Genomic DNA, 18,600 nt, shown 5'->3' on the forward strand with positions numbered 1-18,600 from the left:
CCGGAATAATCAGCTACTCCGTCTTCAAACTCTTCACCGGATTCGCCGTCGCGGCTTTCAGCGTCAGTGAACTGACCGTCAGAATCGCAATACCCAGTGCCAGTATGCCCGCCGTTGGGAACGTCCACCAGGGAAGAGCCGCCCGGTAATGGAAATCTTCGAGCCAGCGACTCATGGCGTACCAGGCCAGTGGACTGGCAATCAGAATGGCGATCAGGACCAGCTTGATGAATTCCCGCGAAAGCAGGGCCGTAATCTGGAAGGAGCTGGCTCCCAGTACTTTGCGTACGCCGATTTCCTTGGTTCGCTGAAAGGTAGCGTACGAAGTAAGGCCAATCAGACCCAGGCAGGCAATGAAAATGGCAATGCTGGCAAAGTAGATAAACAAGCGGCCAAACTGCTCTTCGCCTTTGTACTTATCGTTGAACGACTGATCGATAAAGAAGTAATCGAAGGGACGATCCGGTACCGCCCGCTCCCAGACGGTCTTCAGAGCCGTGAGGGTACTAGGCAGTTGAGTGGCCTTTACTTTGATGGAAATCTGCTGGCATTCGTGGGGATTGATGCGGAAGGTAGCCGCCGTAATGGCCTCCCGTAAAGAAGCCGAATGGAAATTCTTCACCACACCGATGATGCGTCCTTTGCGGCCCCACTGGTCAAATTTCTTACCGATGATCTGCGAGGGCGAAGCGTAGCCGAAGTTCTTGACGGTAGCTTCATTCACGATCAAAGCTTCCGTGGAATCCGTGGCGTAATCGCGGGAGAACAGCCGCCCGGCCAGTAAGGGAATTTGATACTGTTTCAGGAAGTTATAATCGATGGAATAGAGGTCCATGTTCGCGGCCTGCATATCGCCCGACTTATTTTCGAGATTGGTATAGGCTCCCTGAGCTCCGCTACCGGGTACGGATGAGGATTGCGTAACGGATTCAACCCCGGCAACGTTGCCTAATTGCCGTAGCAAGGACTCGCTGTGTCGGTCCAGGTAACCTGGGTCGTTGAGGTTGAGCACCAGCATCTGATCTTTAGCAAAGCCCAGCGACTGGCCACGCATGTAGTTGAGCTGGGTGTACACCACCAGCGTACTCACGATCAGACTTACCGAAATCACAAACTGAAAGACGACCAATGATTTTCGAAGAATCAGTCCCTGACGACTCGTGGCAAAGCGGCCCTTCAGCACCGTAATCGCCTTCATTCCCGACAGCACCAAAGCTGGATACAGACCCGCCAGCAGGCCAACAATAACGGCCAGCAGCAGCAGAATAAGCCAGAAGGTAGGGTGGGTGAGGGTAGAGGTAAGAATGGTTTTGCCGGAAAACTCATTGAACAAGGGCAGGAGTAATTCACTCAGTAGTACCGCTATGATAAAAGCCAGCGAACTAAGCAGTACGTATTCGCTCAGAAACTGAAAAGTAAGCTGCTGCCGCTCGGCTCCCACGACTTTTCGTACGCCCACTTCCTTAGCTCGTTCACTAGCCCGGGCAATCGTCAGGTTGATGAAATTGATACAGGCCAGCAGCAGAATAAAGGCAGCAATGACCGAAAAAATGTACACGTTTTTGAGGCTTCCCTGCTCGGGGGCTCCGCGATCAGACTTCAGATAAATGTCTTGGAGGGGCTGCAAACGAAGCGTGTAGTGCATCTGAAACTGAGCCAGTTCTTTGCCCACCAGTCGGTCGAGGAGAGCCGGAATTTTGGCTTCCAGGCCTTGAGCGTTCGTATTTTTCTTCAGTAAGAGATACGAATAAAACGCAAAGTTGCTCCATTGCTGGTCCATGTTGGGCTGTAACTCCCGCGTCAGCGTAGACATCGAAATCAGCATATCAAAGGGAATATGGCTGGTTTCGGGAACGTCCTTCAGTATACCCGTTACTTTTACTGGAAACTTGCCTTCCATCCGTAGAGTCTGTCCCATCGGATTTTCGTCCCCGAAGTATTTTTTCGCGGTTTTCTGTGTGAGTACGGCACTAAACGGAGCCTTCAGAGCCGTTCGGGCATCCCCTTGTAGCAAGGGAAACGTAAATACATCGAACAGCGTGGAATCGGCCATGTAGATCCGGTTTTCCTGAAACTTCTGGTCATCACGGGCGAATACCGCCGTTCGTGCCCAGAGCCGCGTATAGGCCTCTACTTCGGGAAAATTCTGTTTGAGAGCCGGAGCCATTGGGCCGGAGGTAATGTCCGGATGAATCGTTTCCGTGGGGGTTTTAATATCCGTAACCACGCGATAAATCCGATCGCCTTTTTCGTGGAAGGTATCGTAACTCAGTTCGTGCAGCACGTACAGGCTGATCAGCAAACAGGCTACAATGCCTACGGATAGTCCCGACAAGTTGACAAACGTGAACAGGCGGTTTTTGAGCAGGCTTCGAAAAGCGATTTTAAAGTAGTTCCGTAGCATACGTGTAATCGGTAGTGACACGAAAATCGCGTCTTATGGGGTCTTCTAGTGGCAGAAGGAGGGTTAGCTCTCTATAATTTCCACGGTTCGCATCTTCATCAAACCATCTTTCTTGACGAACGTGATGGGTACAAAATCATCCGTCGGAGCCCCGATGTAGTACAGCGACCATTCCTGATCGTAAGTCGTCAGCATTTCCCGCAGGCATTCCACGCGATTGAACGAGGGCGTCGAGCAGTCGTCCCAGCGAAACAGCTCGACCCGGTAATGCAAGTCCTGTTTTTGACCGTTGATGCTTACCGAAATTTCAATTTCCTGTTTCCCGGGCAACGAAGGCAGAGGTATTGCAATATAGGACATACGTGCGGCTGGTTAAGAAGTTATACGATCAGGTAAAGGGCTGTGTTTTAAAAGTATGCCAGTTGAAGGATGATATTGATAATGAACTGATAATCAATACAATAATAAAAGATAAATGTCCGAAACTGAACGGTCGATGTACAGTTTCGGACATGGAGTAGAGGCGGCTGAGCTTTTGATAAACCCGTTGGTTACAAGGAGCGTTTCGCCGGTGACAAGCAGGTTATTCGCTCTTCAGACTCTTTACCGGATTCACCATTGCCGCCCGAATCGTCTGGCTACTGACCGTGGCCAGAGCAATCAGAAACGCAATACCTCCCGCTCCGGCAAAAAGCCACCAACTCAGGTTAATGCGGAACGCAAAGGCCTGTAACCATTCGTTCATCAGGTACCAGGAGATGGGTACGGCCAGCACATAGGCAATCAGGACGAGTGTCATGAAGTCTTTCGAAAGCAGACCTACGATGTGACCGACACTGGCTCCCAGTACTTTCCGAACCCCAATTTCTTTGATCCGCTGCTCCGCTGTAAAGGCCGCCAGTCCGTATAAACCCAGACAGGCAATCAGAATGGCTATCGCTGTAAAGTAGCCAATCATGGTTCCCATGGTTTGCTCGGCTTCGTAATTCCGCTGAAAATCCTGATCGAGGAAGCTATACTCAAAAGGCTCATCCGCGTTCAGACTTTTCCAGGTACTTTCCAGCGAAGCCAGTAGCCGTTTCACCTGGGGCGTATTGGTTCGGATGACCATGTAATTAAGGCCCCAGGGAGCCAGTGTGAATCCAAAGCTGTTGATGGGCTGTTGCAGACCCATGAAATTGAAATCCCGGACAACACCGACCACCTGATAATCGAGGTGTTCATCCGGGCTTTTCCAGCGTATCTGTTGGCCGACTATATTCTGAGGCGTATAGCCTAAACGGGCAACGGCTGTTTCGTTGAGGATGATTCGATGGGCGGTATCCGCCGGAAATTTGGTCGAGAAAAAGCGTCCACTGAGCAAATGGAAGCCCATGGTTTCCAGAAAATCGTAGTTAACGTGATTCATCTTTACGTTTATGCCTTGCTCGACGCTTTGACCCAACCGTATGAAATTCTGATCGCCCGCTACAAAGACGCCCGGATAACTCGTAGCCGCGGCGGATGAAACCACCTCCGCATTTTTTTCAATGGCTTGTTTGAATGTCTGGTAATTGTCTTTGGCCTGGGAGGTACGCAGGGGAATCACTAGCTGCTGATCTTTTACAAAGCCGAGGTCTTTTTCCTGAAGAAAACGCATCTGCTGCCAGATCACCAGCGAACCCAGAATCAGCATAATCGATAGGCCAAACTGAAAGACAACCAGCCCTTTACGCAATTGCGTAACGGCCAGACTGTTACTGGCTTTGCCCTTCAAGACCTGGGCGGGATTGAAAGAAGACAGATAAAAGGCCGGATAACTGCCCGCTACCAGGCCCGTTAGTAAAGCCAGTCCCACAAATAGCAGGAGCTTGTCGTAATCTTTCGTCAGGGATACGTGCAAATCCGTACCGGCAACCTGATTAAATACCGGCAGACTGAGTTCCACCAGCAGAATGGCAATGGTAAGTGAAAGCAGACTAATCAGCATCGACTCACCCAGAAACTGACCGACGAGCGTTTGCTTTTCAGCACCCATGACTTTACGTACGCCCACTTCCGCTGCCCGCTTGCCCGAACGGGCCGTACTCAGGTTCATGAAGTTGATACACGCAATCAGTAGCGTAAAAAGGGCTACCGTAGCCAGAATGTACACCAGCTGACTGTTTCCTTTTTTATTGAACATGCCTTCGGATTCCGTATGCAGATGAATGCGAGGCACCGATTCCAGGTACTGATTTTTGCGAAAGGCGACCTTCTTCAAGTCTTCGCCCATGTACTTTTGAATGAAGGCCGGAAACTTGGCTTCCAGAGCCTTGGCATCGCTACCGGGCCGAAGCTTGATGTAGGTAAAGAACATGTTGTTCACGGCGAAATTCTGGATGCTTCGTACAAAGGCTCCCAGCTCGCCCGTTTGCAGCGACATGAGGTAGTGTGTATCCAGGTGCGAAGAGCCTTTGGATTCAAATACGCCCGTTACCTTAAAGTCCAGGTCGCCGTTACTATTGCTAATCCGGATGACGCGGTTCAGAGCCGGAGCATTACCAAATAATTTTTGAGCAACCTCTTTGGACAGCACAACCGTATTGGGTTGATCCAACGCTCGCTGAGCGTTGCCTTCCAGGAATGAATACGTGAACAGTTTAAAAAACGTAGGATCGGCGTACGCTCCCTTGCTTTCGTAAAAAGTCTGGACGGAACGACCGCCCTCCATCCGTCTGAGAATGGCTTTATCTTCCGAAAAAGGAATGAATACGCGGGTGACTTCTTCGACTTCCGGAAACTCGTTCTTGAGAGCCGCTGCTACGGGAGCCGCACTCGTGGGGGCCCGTTCGGTTTTGTTCTCGGTGACAAATTCCGTTACCAGACGGTATAAATCACCCGCCCGTTCGTGATGGCGGTCATAACTCAATTGCTGCTGCACGTACAGTAAAATGAGCATACAGCAAGCCATACCTACGGCCAGACCAACGATGTTGATCAGGGAAAAAGACTTGTTTTTCCATAAGTTCCGTAGGGCGATTTGGATGTAATTGCGGAGCATCGATTCAGGATTTACGGGAAAAATTTATTCACTTTTCAGACTTCGAACGGGATTCATCAACGCTGCACGCAGGGCCTGACTACTGACCGTCAGGAGAGCAATCAGCAAGGCCAGTAACCCGGCAACCACGAATACCCAGCCGCTAATCTGGATGCGATAGGCAAAGCTGGTCAGCCATTCATTCATCATCCACCAGGCCAGGGGCGAGGCAATCAGGAAGGCAAGACCTACGAGTTTCAGGAAGTCGCTGGATAACAGGGTGACCAGTTGAAATTCATTGGCTCCCAGTACTTTGCGAACGCCAATTTCTTTGGTCCGTTGTTCCGCCGCATACGCCGCCAATCCGAACAGGCCGAGGCAGGCGATGAGGATGGTCAGGATGGAGAAAACCAGTACGACCTGAGCCGTTCGCTGTTCAGTCTGGTAGAGGTTATTCAGGTATTGATCCAGAAAGGTGTAGTCAAAAGCCGACTGTGGCAGGCTCTCCGAAAACACGTTTTCCAGCTGCGACATAGCCTGTGTAAGCCGCTGCGTGCGGAGTTTCACCAGCAGGTAACGGTACGATTCGGTATTGGCGTTATGAAAAGCATAACCCCCGATGGGTTGATGGAAATTTTCAAAATGAAAGTCCTCGACTACGCCCACGATCTCCGTATTGTTATCACCGAAAAGTCCGTACGCTTTCCGGCCGATGGCGTTTTCCGGCGTGTAACCGAGAAAAGCTACTGCCTTGCGGTTCAATACGACCTGAACCGTCGTGTCTTTGGCATCTTTAGGAATCGAGGGAAGGGTTTTTCCGGCAATCAGTTTCAGTCCCAGTACCTGTACAAAATCCGGCGTTGCACGATTGGTCGTCATTTTGAATTCTTCCGATGACTGTAGATTCTTTCGTAGCGAACGACCACTGCCGCCACTGGCCGGAAATGTCTGGGCCCGGGATACTTCCACCACGTCGGGGAGGGAGCGGACGCGGTTGATCAGTCCGTCAATTTGCGTTTTGGACTCCGCCGCAACGGTAGTAATCGCTACCACCTGTTCGGGCTGATACCCCAGCTTCTGATGTTGTACAAACCGAAGCTGCTGGTAGAAAATGATACTACTGATGACGAGTACAATGGAAGCCGTAAACTGGATGACGACCAGACTACGGCGGAACAAGCCAGCTCCGGTATTGGCCCGGAAATTGGTTTGTAACAGATTTTTAGGGGAATAGGACGACAGGTACAACGCCGGGTACGAACCAGCAATCAGCGTCACGAGGGTTCCCGTCAGTACTAATCCGACAATGACTTCGGGCGACAGAACCGCATTGGCTGTAAGGTTCCGCGAAGCGAGACGATTAAATACGGGTAAAAAAGCTTCCAGTAGAGCGATACTCAGCAGAATGGATAGCAACACCAGAATTGCTGTTTCGATATAGAACCGACGGGCAACTAAACTGCGGGAAGCTCCCAGGGCTTTATTAATGCCCACCTCCCGAAAACGTTGCTGCGAGCGAGCCGTGCTCAGGTTCATGTAATTGATACAGGCAATGACCAGTACCACAATGGCCAGTACCACCAGAATCCGTACCTGTTGCGGGTCACCGATTTTTTGGGTGTACACGTGGGCAACGTCTTCGGAATGTAAATGAAGGTCCGTTAAGGGCTGCAGGTACGCGGTATAGTAACGGTTCTCTTCGGGAACATTCTGTTTAATCAGCTTGTCCAACTGCCGCTCCACCGAAGTAGGCTGGGTCTGAGGGTTTAACAGGACGTAGGTTTCAAAACTGGCATTGCTCCAGGAAAGGTTTTTATACGCCCAGGTTTCCGTAGCGAATGAACCAATCAGGTTGGCATCGAACGAAGAGTGATCGGGAAAATCTGCGTAGACGCCCGTTACCTCCAGCGTCGTTCGGTTATCGACTTTGAGGTCTTTGCCGAGTGGATTTTCGCTACCGAAATAGCGTTCGGCCGTACGCTGACTGATCAGTACCTGATTCGGTTTTTCAAGTGCCGTTTGGGGATTTCCCTGTACGAGTGGAATATCAAATACCTGAAAAAGCGTGGAATCCGCCCAGTACAGACTTTTTTCAACGAATTTCTTTTCGCCCGTCGTAATGAAAGCCGATTCTCCGAAGTTGTGTTTCAGAAACCGAACCTGCTGCTTCACACCGGGGATTTTCTCCTGCATGATCGGGCCAACGATGTTCGGAGCCGTCGCCCATTTCTCTTCTTTACCGTCAAACGATACCGCCAGATTCACCCGGTAAATCTGCTCGGCCTGCCGATGGTACCGATCAAAGGCTAACTCATCCTTGATGTACAAGAATAGCAGTAACGAAACCGTCAGACCCAGCGAAAGGCCCAGCATGTTGAGGCCCGTAAAGAGGCGACTCTTCCAGAGATTACGGAGGGCGAGTTTGAGATAGTTCTGAAACATAAACGTTGAAAGAAAGGGAATGAATCAATACGGGAAAACCCTACGGCTGAGCATCAGCCGTAGGCGAAAAAACTACTCCGATTTTAAACTCTTGACGGGGTTCATGGCCGCTGCCCGAATCGCCTGACTACTAATCGTCAGCAGGGCAATGCACAGCGAAGCGGCTCCCGACCCGATGAAAATCCAGATACTCAGCGAGCTGCGATAGGCAAAGCCTTCGAGCCATTGGTTCATGACGTACCAAGCAATGGGAACGGCGATGAGGAAGGCGATTCCGATGAGCCGCACGAAATCACTGGAGAGCAAAGCGACGAGTTGCAGTTCGGTGGCTCCCAGTACCTTCCGTACCCCGATTTCTTTGGTACGCTGTTCAGCCGAATAGGCCGCTAGTCCAAACAACCCCAGGCAGGCAATGACAATGGCCGTAATCGCAAATGACAGGAAGACTTTGCCGACGCGTTGCTCGCTACGGTAGATACTGTCGAAGGCTTCGTCCATAAACTGAGCCCGGAAGGGTTGCCCCGGCAGTACGCGTTGCCAGGTTTGTTCAATTTTGGCTACGGTTTCGGGCAGTTGCTGAGTCTTCAGTCGAAAAGAGGCATAGCCCGCTGGCTTGGCGTTGAGTAGGAGACATAAAGCTCCAACGTTCTCCCGGAGGGACTCATAGTTGAAATTTTTTACGACGCCGATGACGTTTAATTGCCGGGTTCGGCCCGTTTGTGGATCGTCAAGTTCTGCAATTTTTCGTCCGGTCGCACTTGTGTAGCCGAAGAGTTTCGCCGCGGTTTCATTGAGAATAACCGCCGATGAATCCGTCGCCATCTGATCGGAGAAATTCCGTCCGGCCAGCAACTGTAAGCCCATCGTTTTCATGTAGTCCGGATCTACGTACCACGTCTGCATCTGTACGGCCCGTTCCGGGGTTATTTCGCCTTCCGGAAAAAACGAATCGTTTCCCCGCCACGAAGGGGTCGGCAGGTAGCCCGTAACCGTTCCGCTTTGTACGCCGGGGATGCGTAAAATTTCGTTTTTCAAGGCCTGTACCTGGGGGCCATAGACGCCATCAAGCATGAGGACTTGCTCGCGATCAAAACCCACCTGTTTCTGCTGAATGAAATTGAGTTGCCGATGAATCGCCAGGGTACAGATGATCAGAAATACCGAGGCGAAAAACTGGAAGACGACCAGCGAACTCCGCAGCCAGCCGCTTCGCATCCCGGCGGTTAGCTTGCCTTTCAGTACTTTAGCCGGTTCGAAAGAAGACAGATAAAAGGCCGGGTAGCTGCCCGCCAGTACGCCTACGAACAGAGCAAAGGTCAGCAGGAAGGGCAGGAGGTACCAGTCACGAATGAAATTAAGCGAAAGCTGTTTGTCGGCCAATTGGTTAAAAGCGGGCAAGGCCAGTTCTACCAGAAGTAAGGAAATGCTACAGGCCATGAAACTGAGCAGAATGGATTCCGTCAGAAACTGTCCGATCAGGTGGGCACTCGCCGAACCGAGTACCTTTCGTACGCCTACTTCCTTGGCCCGGTGAGCCGAACGGGCCGTCGCGAGGTTCATGAAGTTGATGCAGGCAATGAAAAGTATGAAAATGGCAATGGCCGAAAAGATGTAAACGTACTGAATGTTACCCGAGGGATTCATTTCATCCACGCGATTGGAATGTAAATGAATGTCCGGAACGGGTAGGAGTGAATAGCGGACGTAGCTGCCACCTGCTTCCAGCTCGGCTACGTTTTTACCCAGCCACTGCTGAATCATCGGACCGCCGTGCTTCAAAAATAGTTGCCGAATTTGACCTTCGACCCGCTGGGTGGGTACGCCGGGCTTCAATAAAATATACGTACTGTAGTTGTGGCTTAGCCAGCTATTTTCCTTGCTGTCAGCGTGATCCAGCATACTGAAATACAGATCCGCATTAAGGTGAGAAGTACGGGGCAGGTCTTCGATCACGCCCGTGACTTTATACGGAATGTTTTCGTTCAGTATTAATGTTTTACCAACGGCTTCCGGGGTATCGAAATACTTCAGGGCCATGCGGCGGGTAATTACTACCGTATGGGGCTGATTGAGAGCGGTTTTGGAGTTGCCCGCAAGGACGGTCAGGCCCAGTACGTCGAAGAGCGTTGAATCGGCGTAGACGGATCGTTCCTGAATTTTCTCCGTCCCTTTTCGAATCATACCCGGAGACTGGTCGCGGATGCGGGCCGCCGCTTCAATGTCTGGATAGGCCTGGGCCAGGGCAGGTCCCATGGGAGCCGCAGTAGCCGCCGTACGGGATTCGGAACCACCGAAATTGATGTCGGTATTGATGCGATAGACCCGATCCGCATGGCCCAGAAAGCGATCGTAACTCAGCTCATCGATCACATAAAAGGTAATCAGTAAGCACGTCGCGATACCAAAGGCCAGCCCAAACAGGTTGATGGACGAGTAGGTTTTATTTCGCCAGAGGTTTCGAAAAGCGATTTTTAGATAATTAGATAACATAAAGTGGTTGATGGTTGATCGCTGGTTGTTGTTAGTTTTTCGTTGTTGGTTGTTAGGAATTGAGACTTTTGAATAGCTGTTGTTTCATTTTTACAATAAGCAACCCTTAACCAGTAACCAACAACTACCAATTATTCACTCTTTAAACTCTTTACCGGATTGATCAACGCCGTTCGAATGGACTGATAACCAACCGTGAGTAAAGCGATTGTCAGGGTCAGGAGTCCGGCTCCGGCGAAGATCCACCACTGCACCGAGACGTGATAGGCAAACTGTTCCAGCCAGCGTTCCATAGTCAACCAGACCAGCGGAACCGCGAAGAGGAGAGCAATTAGGACCAGGCGGACAAAATCTTTGGAAAGCATGGCGGATAGTTGAACCACGCTCGCTCCAAGCACTTTCCGGATACCAATTTCCTTGGTTCGCTGTTCGGCACTAAAAGCGGCCAGTCCGAGTAGACCCAGGCAGGCGATGAAGATGGATAGTCCAGCCGCCAACGTAAACAATTCGCTGTACTGTTGCTCCGTCTGGTATTGGTAGTTAAACTGTTCGTCAGCGAAATGAAATGAAAAGGGATTGCCCGGGAAAAATCGTTCGTACAGGGTTTGAATCTGACTCAGGTGTTTCGGTAGCTGATCCGTGGAAATCTGAGCCGTGAAGTAGGTCGTATTTTGCTGCGGCCAGAAAACGATGGGTTGAATGACTTCCTTCAAACCCAAATGGTGGTAATTTTTAACGACCCCAATCACTTCCACGGATTGTCCATTGAAGCTGATGGTTTTCCCAAGGATACTCGTCGGCGTAGCGGACAAGCGGGCAACGGCGGCTTCATTCAGTACCACCTGAGCTACGTTTTTCCAGGATTTTTCGGTTTCCCCCTTCGTAAACGCACGGCCGGTGGCTAAAGCAATGTCGTAGGTTTTAAAATACTGGTCATCGCAGATTAAGACTTTGTAACTGGTATGGGCCTCAGCGGCAGTCTGGTCGGTTCGTAAGACATTTTCCGTCGAGAAGTTAAAGCCATTGCCCGGAACATTTCCCGTATTGCTGAAGGACGATACGAAAGCCAACTGACTGACGGCGTTCCGAAAGCCTACGGCCCGGTCCTGAAACAGACTGTCTTCCCGCCCTACTTCCGGTCCCTGCATCACCAGCAATTGCTGGAGGTTCATACCCAGATTTTTACGCTGCATGTAGTGCAACTGATGGTAGACGATGAACGTAGCGGCAATCAGGGCAATGGAAATGCTGAACTGAAAGACGACAAGCGATTGCCGTAGCCAGGCCCGTCCCGATTTCAGAAATCCACCCTTTAAACTCAGTATGGGATTAATACCACTCAGAATGAAGGCCGTATACGCTCCTGAAAGCACACTTCCGGCGATGAAGAACAGAAGACCATACAGTCCAAACGAAGAGTGGAACAGGATGGATAACGAAAGATTTTTCCTGATCAGCAGATTAAAGGGAAGCTGAAGCAGATCCACCAGAACCAGAGCCAGTAGAAAGGCGGTCAGATTCAGGATCATGGATTCGCCCAAAAACTGAGTGATCAACTGACTGCGGTGAGCACCAATGACTTTCCGAACGCCCACTTCTTTCGAGCGTTTGGTGGACAACGCCGTACTTAAGTTGACGTAGTTGAACCAGGCAATCAGTAAAATCAGTAAGGCAATGCCGGTCATGATATACACGAATCCCAGGTTGCCGTAGGTGAGGTAGGAGTCGTTGAGGGAAGAGCCGAGGTGCTGAAACGAAACCGCCTGTAATCGGATTTCGTCCGTGGTTCCGGTGGGTAGGGTCTTGAGCAGGGCATTAAATTTGGCTTCCACGTGGCTGACAGAACTTTGCGGAGCGAGTCGCACGTAGGTTGTCAGAAACTGTGCCCCCACGCCCGTCGGGTCGACCCAGCTATTGGACGCCACAATGGCCGGGTTTTGTAAAGTCGCCAGGGAAAGAACCAGGTCCACCTGTAGATCCGAGTTTTCGGGCATGTTTTCGTACACAGCCGCTACGGCGTACTCCAGCTTTCCGAACTGATTGGCCAGTGACAGGCTTTTACCCACGACGTCAGTACTGCCAAAGAGTGTACGGGCCTGATGGGCGGACAGGGCTACAGTGAGAGGCTTCTTAAGCTCCTGAGCGGAACCTGATAGCAGCGGAAACTGAAAAAGTTCGAATAAAGAAGCATCCGCATAAGCCGAATGTTCCTCCCGAAAGGTCTGGTTCGCAACGGTGATGATACCGTTTGAAATGCCCTCGGCTAAGCGGCAGTAGCCTTTGATTTCGGGGAAATCGGCCCGGAGAATAATGCCCGGAGCCGAACTTCCCTGGGTAGTACCCGCCTGATCCTTCATCAGGATTCGGTACAGGCTGGGCAGTTGCGGATGAAAGGTATTAAAGCTTTTCTCGAAACTGACGTATTCCAGAATGAGCAGCGAAGCCGTAAGCCCCAGAGCCAGCCCCACGAGATTGACCATGGAAAACAGCCGGTTCTTCCATAAACTTCGCCAGGCGATTTTGAGATAGTTCTGTAACATGGCTGCTGGGGTGTTAGGCTTTGATTGTTTGTTGTTCGTTGATGGTTGTTTGTTTTGGGTTAAAGAAGGTGTTTATCAGCGTTGACTTTTAACGCAGTAAACAACCTAACAACCCACAACGAGCCATTACTCACTTTTCAGACTCTTCACCGGATTGACAGTAGCCGCCCGGAAAGCCTGTGAACTCACCGTGAGCAGAGCGACGAGCAGGGCCAGTATGCCCGCTCCCACGAATACCCACCAGTCGAGATTTACGTGGTAATAGAACTTATCAAGATAGTCTCCCAGAGCCCACCAGGCGACCGGCGAGGCCAGCAGGAAGGCAATGCCTACGAGTTTGACGAAGTCTTTGGAAAGTAGAGAGATAACACTGAACACGCTGGCTCCCAGTACTTTTCGAATGCCAATTTCTTTGGTTCGCTGTTCGGCGGTAAAGGCGGCCAGTCCCAGTAAGCCCAGACAGGAAATGAAGATGCCCAGCCCGGCGAAAACTTTAGCCAGGGTTCCCATGACCTGTTCGGAACGGTACAGCTTGCCGTATTCTACGTCAGCAAAACGGTAAGTGAAGGGGAATTTGGGATTGGCCTGTTTGCAGATGCTTTCCAGACTGGCAATGGCCTGCTGGGTTTGCCCCGGTTGGGTCCGGACCATCATGGCTCCGTAGTAGGAGGTTGACCAGCCCGCATCCAGCCGCAGAATCAAGGGTCTGATTTGTTCGTGGAGTGAATGAAAATGAAACTCATCCACCAGCCCGATAATTGTACCCGGACGGTCCCAGAACGTAATCGGTTTGCCCACCGGATCTTTATACCCCATCAAGGCAGCGGCTTCACGATTGATCAGGAACGCGGCGGAATCGGTAGCGTATTTTTCGGAAAATTCCCGACCCGACAAGAGCTTGATGCCCAGTGTTTTCAGGCCGTCATACCCAATACCCGTTGCCTCAAACAGCGGACGGGATTCCGGATCTTTTCCGGGCCAGTTTACGCCCGTGGTGTTGCTGCCAAATTCACCGGGCACCTGATTGATGGTACTGATGGACTGGATCCCCGGCATATGCAGGAGTTGCTGATAGATGGTCCGGTATTTGGTCGATAACTCGCCTTCCATCGGAATGTAAATCAAATTCTCGCGATCGTAGCCAAGGTTTTTATTCTGGATAAAACTCACCTGCCGATAGATGATGATGGTACCGACAATGAGGAGAATGGAAAGCGTAAATTGAAAAACTACGAGTCCCTGACGGAACAGTTTACTACCCCGGGAGAACTTTAGGCGACCTTTCAGTACACGGGCCGGATTGAAGCCTGACAGGTAAAACGCCGGATAGCTACCCGCGACGAGACCCGTTAGTAGAGTTACGCCCAGCAAAATTAGATACGTGGTCGGTTGGGTATAACTCAGAACGAGTTGTTTTTCAGTGAGTTCATTGAAGTTAGGCATGACCAGTTCTACCAGACCAATAGCCACCAGTACGGCCAGAGCGGTAATCAGGAACGATTCAGCCAGAAACTGCCCAATCAGCGATTCCCGGACGGCTCCCATTACTTTCCGAACGCCCACCTCGCGGCTACGGCGTTCGGAACGGGCCGTAGCCAGATTCATAAAGTTGATACAGGCAATGAGCAGAATAAAAACGGCGACCACGCTGAATAAACGGACGTACTCAATCCTACCCCCGTTTTGAGTACCGCCCCGCCAATCGTTGTAGAGATACGATTCACTGAGGGGCTGCATGAACAGGGTGTTGGGATACTCTTCTTTCCGATAGTTATTCAAAAATTTCTTCAGCCGTTTTTCTACGTTAGCCGTATTCGCATCCGGGCGAAGCTCAAAGTATACACGGGGACCATTGTTACCCCATTGTTCGACCCAGTTGTTTCGCTTGCGGAAGTCTTCCCAGGTAAGCAGGAAATCGTACTTCTCGGAAGCCTGGGTGGGTAAATCTTCAAAAACGGCCGTGACTTTATACGGAATGTCACGGCCCGCCACTTCAACCGTTTTGCCCATGGCGTTTTGTGGACTGCCGAAGTAATTATCAGCCATTTTCCGGGAAATGGCAATACTCTCGGGAGCTTTCAAGGCCGTGGCGGGCGTACCTGCTAACAGGGGAATCGAAAACATCTTGAACCAGTCTTCACCGGCCCAGCGGGCTTTCTGCTTGTTGAATTTATCGCCGACCGTGAAGTTCAGATCAGTCTCCCAGGTGAAACCCGACGCATGTACCACTTCCGGAAACTTCTTCTTCAACTCGTAACTGAGCAAACCCGGAGTATGCGGACCAGCATTGGTTTCGCCGTTGAACGTCTGGCTTTGCATGATTCGGTACAGCACCGGACTTTTGGCGTGGTAGTTATCCATCGCCAGCTCATCCTGTACCCAAAGCCCAATCAACAAACTACAGGCCACACCCAGAGCCAGACCAACAATGTTAATCACCGAAAAAACACCGTTTCTCCAGAGATTACGAAAGGCAATTTTGAAGTAGTTGGAAAACATAGCTGAAGGGGAAAGGAGGTTTGGAGTTGTGGGCTTAGAGCAGCCGATGCTGCCGTTTTGAGTTTAGTGTTTTGGGTTTAAAAGGTTGAAGTGCAGAATACTGCAAAATGACCGCAGAGTCATTCCAAAGAAAGTTTCCGCACTCAAAACCCTAAACCCCAAACTCAAAACATCAGATATGAAACTTCGTATTCACGTTTTCCGTCACCACGTGGCCGTCGAAGAGGTTGATGATCCGGTGGCTGTAGTTGGCATCGTAAGGGGAGTGCGTTACCATGATGATGGTCGTGCCTTCTTCGTTGAGTTGCTGAAGCAGTTTCATGACCTCTTCGCCGTTGGTCGAATCGAGGTTACCCGTCGGCTCATCGGCGAGGATCAGCTTGGGTTTAGCGACTACGGCCCGGGCGATGGCTACCCGTTGCTGCTGACCGCCGGAAAGCTGCTGGGGGAAGTGGTCTTTCCGGTGCATGATGTTCATGCGGGTCAGTACCGTTTCAACGAGCTCTTTGCGTTCGGAAGCCGATTTGCCGAGGTACAGCAGGGGAAGTTCAACGTTTTCGTATACGGTCAGTTCGTCGATCAGGTTAAAGCTCTGGAATACGAAACCGATGTTTCCCTTACGGAGCTTCGCCCGCTGGCGTTCCGAGTACTTCGAAATTTCTTCGCCCCAGAAGTTGTACTCGCCCGTAGAAGGGTTGTCCAGCATACCCAATACATTGAGTAAAGTCGATTTTCCGCAACCCGACGGACCCATGATCGCGACAAATTCGCCGTCGGCAATTTCCACATTCACATGATCGAGAGCCGTTGTTTCAATTTCTTCGGTACGGTAAACTTTTCGGAGGTTTTTGATTTGGATCATGGTTGTACGTGTGTGTTGAACTTCAGATGAATGGTAAAGGATTAACCACAGAGTGACTCAAAGTTGGGCACCGATTTCACGAAGTAACTCCGTGAAATCGGTGGTTGATAAACGTTACGGTTGCTTTTCATTGAGATTGAGTACTTCATTGTCGCCGAAGAACTCGTAACTCGAGGTGATGACTTTTTCGCCGGGTTTCAGGCCATCCAGGACTTCGTAGTACGTCGGATTCTTGCGGCCCAACTGGATGTTACGGCGTACAGCCCGTTGTCCACCCGCTTCCACCACGAATACCCAGTTACCGCCCGTTTGCTGGTAGAAACCACCCGTGGGAAGCAGTACTGCTTGTTCGGGTTTACCCAGTTCCAGACGAATGCGTAAGGTTTGACCGCGACGAATATCCGTAGGAGCCGTCTGAGCAAAAAGCATATCGACTTCAAAACGACCGTTAGTAACCGTGGGGAAAACTTTGTCAACCACAAGTTTATATTCTTTTCCATCCAGATCCGCGTAACCTTCCAAGCCTTTCACAATGCGGGGCAGGTACAGTTCGTCGATGGGCACCCGCACTTTGAATTTATCCAGAATATCGACCTGACCGATCTTGGTACCTTTTGTAATCAGCTGACCGATCTGCAAGTCCGTAGCGGTTGAAAGCTGACCGGAGATGGGAGCCTTTACCAGCAGGTTATCCAGCATTTGGCCTACGTTCTGAATGCTTTCCCAAATCCGTTTTTCGGATTGTGAGAGCTGCGAATTTTGCTGAATCCGAATTAGTGAATCCTGCATGTAGGAACGCTGGGTGACGTTGCGACGGCGTTTCTGATAGGACACTTCCTCCCGAACATCCTGCATTTCTTTTTCCGAAAGGTACTTGGAAGCCCGGTCGTTCCGATTCAGTTGCTGCTCCTTGATTTTTACCTGGTAATCGATCTCAGCCAGCGTATTCTGAAGGGCCAGCGTATTCTGTTGCAATTGCAGACGGGAGGTACGGGCGTTGTTCAACTGATCGTACAGAGCCGTTTCCCGCGTCAGTACGTTTAGTTTCAATTCTGTATTGGAGAGTTGCAGAATCACGTCGCCCGCCTTCACCATATCACCCGATTGCTTGAAGATTTTCTCAATCGAACCGCCTTCTACGGCGTCCAGCTGTACACTCTGGATGGGGATAACCGTACCGTTGACGGGAATAAATTCGTTAAAAGCACCCTGCGAAACACTCGATACGGTCAGCTTTTCCGTCTCGACCCGTAGTTGTGTACGCTTATCCCGGAATACCAGTGCCCACAACGTGAGCGACACCAGGAGCAAACCGCCCGTTAAAAAAAAGACACGTTTACGGTTCCAGAATTTTCTTTCAATTTTCTTATCCACGGGGAAAAAATGGTTAATTGGTTATACAGTTTGCGGTTGTCGGTTTGCCGTTTTCAGTTAAGCAGGAAGCTAATTAATTGGAAACTGAAAACGGTAAACTAAAAACTCAATATTGGCTTAACATCTCTCTCAGTTTATTCTTGGCCCGCATGAACTGGGTGCGGGACGTGGAGGCGGAGATTTGTAACATTTCGGCAATTTCATCATGGCTGTACTCTTCCAGCAAATGCAGCGTAAGGACCGTACGGAAACCATCGGGTAACTTCATCATCGCAGCCCGTACATGTGATACTTCCCATTCGTCGGGTTCAGCGGCGGCTTCAAAAGGCATGTCGAAATTTTCTTCGATTTCCACCAACTGTACTCGACGCTGACGCAGGCGATTGAGGGCTTCATTGACAACAATCTGCTTCAGATAAGCTCCCACCGTACTTTCTTGCCGAAATTCGTGGATGCGTTGGAAAAACTTCACAAAGGCATCTTGTAACACGTCTTCGGCTTCGGCAGTATGGTTCAGAATCCGGTAGCAAACGTTGTACATCGATTTGGAATACAGGCGATACAGTTCGTACTGAGCCGAGCGGTCCCCTTGTCGGCAGGCTTCTACTAAGGCGGTACGATCAGTTTTGCAAAGAGTTTCCATTTCGATAGTTGAATTAAAAAAGACCGGCGAACGGCTGTTTAGGGTCGTTCGCCGGTTACGCTTACTAAACCCTTGACCTCTCTAATGCCAAAGGTGTGCCAAACTTTTAAAAATGCCCTCAGTTAGCTGGAAATGGCTTTTTTTGCGAAAATAGTGTACGCCTGCGTACAGCTACTGTACGGATTCGGACAGTTTTTACTAGCTTTCCCGTGATTTCCCGAAATGGTATGATTTTAAGAGAAGACAGGATAGATTAGTCGAACTAGCACGTAGGCAAGGCGGGGCTCGATTAGTCCTATGGATATGGCTTTCCACTTTTCACCTGAGGCTGAAGAGTATAGATTC

The 18,600-nt window shown here is 50.5% G+C and carries 10 protein-coding genes; all 10 read right to left on the reverse strand.

The window, feature by feature from the left end:
- Positions 1-13: 13 nt before the first annotated feature.
- Positions 14-2,404 carry an ABC transporter permease gene (locus ACOJTG_RS13590; protein ID WP_420154317.1) on the reverse strand — a complete coding sequence of 797 codons (2,391 nt, stop codon included), beginning with the start codon at positions 2,402-2,404 and terminating at the stop codon, positions 14-16.
- Between the two features lie 63 nt (positions 2,405-2,467).
- The gene (locus ACOJTG_RS13595) at positions 2,468-2,764 is read right to left on the reverse strand and encodes a hypothetical protein (RefSeq protein WP_420154318.1); all 297 of its coding nucleotides are present in this window, start codon (positions 2,762-2,764) and stop codon (positions 2,468-2,470) included.
- Between the two features lie 223 nt (positions 2,765-2,987).
- Positions 2,988-5,426 (reverse strand): ABC transporter permease, encoded by a 2,439-nt coding sequence (locus ACOJTG_RS13600; RefSeq protein WP_420154319.1) that lies wholly within the window; start codon positions 5,424-5,426, stop codon positions 2,988-2,990.
- A gap of 24 nt (positions 5,427-5,450) precedes the next feature.
- Complete coding sequence (locus tag ACOJTG_RS13605) at positions 5,451-7,847, reverse strand: ABC transporter permease (protein ID WP_420154320.1); 2,397 nt, start codon at positions 7,845-7,847, stop codon at positions 5,451-5,453.
- Between the two features lie 72 nt (positions 7,848-7,919).
- Entirely contained in the window at positions 7,920-10,337 is a 2,418-nt protein-coding gene (locus ACOJTG_RS13610) for an ABC transporter permease (protein ID WP_420154321.1), read from the reverse strand.
- Between the two features lie 131 nt (positions 10,338-10,468).
- Positions 10,469-12,877 (reverse strand): ABC transporter permease, encoded by a 2,409-nt coding sequence (locus tag ACOJTG_RS13615; protein ID WP_420154322.1) that lies wholly within the window; start codon positions 12,875-12,877, stop codon positions 10,469-10,471.
- Between the two features lie 126 nt (positions 12,878-13,003).
- Complete coding sequence (locus ACOJTG_RS13620; RefSeq protein ID WP_420154323.1) at positions 13,004-15,376, reverse strand: ABC transporter permease; 2,373 nt, start codon at positions 15,374-15,376, stop codon at positions 13,004-13,006.
- 172 nt (positions 15,377-15,548) lie between these two features.
- Complete coding sequence (locus tag ACOJTG_RS13625; RefSeq protein WP_094813994.1) at positions 15,549-16,238, reverse strand: ABC transporter ATP-binding protein; 690 nt, start codon at positions 16,236-16,238, stop codon at positions 15,549-15,551.
- A gap of 114 nt (positions 16,239-16,352) precedes the next feature.
- Positions 16,353-17,612: an efflux RND transporter periplasmic adaptor subunit gene (locus ACOJTG_RS13630; protein ID WP_102202146.1), complete on the reverse strand. Its 1,260-nt coding sequence runs from the start codon at positions 17,610-17,612 to the stop codon at positions 16,353-16,355.
- A 106-nt stretch (positions 17,613-17,718) separates the two neighbouring features.
- Complete coding sequence (locus tag ACOJTG_RS13635; RefSeq protein WP_420154324.1) at positions 17,719-18,255, reverse strand: RNA polymerase sigma factor; 537 nt, start codon at positions 18,253-18,255, stop codon at positions 17,719-17,721.
- Positions 18,256-18,600: the final 345 nt, after the last annotated feature.

The sequence above is a fragment of the Siphonobacter sp. genome (assembly GCF_048595215.1).
Classification (GTDB): domain Bacteria; phylum Bacteroidota; class Bacteroidia; order Cytophagales; family Spirosomataceae; genus Siphonobacter.

Bases quoted from the DNA above. Each gene is read 5' to 3' on its own strand.
- ACOJTG_RS13590 (WP_420154317.1), bottom strand. From the start codon at position 2,404: ATGCTACGGAACTACTTTAAAATCGCTTTTCGAAGCCTGCTCAAAAAC.
- ACOJTG_RS13595 (WP_420154318.1), bottom strand. From the start codon at position 2,764: ATGTCCTATATTGCAATACCTCTGCCTTCGTTGCCCGGGAAACAGGAA.
- ACOJTG_RS13600 (WP_420154319.1), bottom strand. From the start codon at position 5,426: ATGCTCCGCAATTACATCCAAATCGCCCTACGGAACTTATGGAAAAAC.
- ACOJTG_RS13605 (WP_420154320.1), bottom strand. From the start codon at position 7,847: ATGTTTCAGAACTATCTCAAACTCGCCCTCCGTAATCTCTGGAAGAGT.
- ACOJTG_RS13610 (WP_420154321.1), bottom strand. From the start codon at position 10,337: ATGTTATCTAATTATCTAAAAATCGCTTTTCGAAACCTCTGGCGAAAT.
- ACOJTG_RS13615 (WP_420154322.1), bottom strand. From the start codon at position 12,877: ATGTTACAGAACTATCTCAAAATCGCCTGGCGAAGTTTATGGAAGAAC.
- ACOJTG_RS13620 (WP_420154323.1), bottom strand. From the start codon at position 15,376: ATGTTTTCCAACTACTTCAAAATTGCCTTTCGTAATCTCTGGAGAAAC.
- ACOJTG_RS13625 (WP_094813994.1), bottom strand. From the start codon at position 16,238: ATGATCCAAATCAAAAACCTCCGAAAAGTTTACCGTACCGAAGAAATT.
- ACOJTG_RS13635 (WP_420154324.1), bottom strand. From the start codon at position 18,255: ATGGAAACTCTTTGCAAAACTGATCGTACCGCCTTAGTAGAAGCCTGC.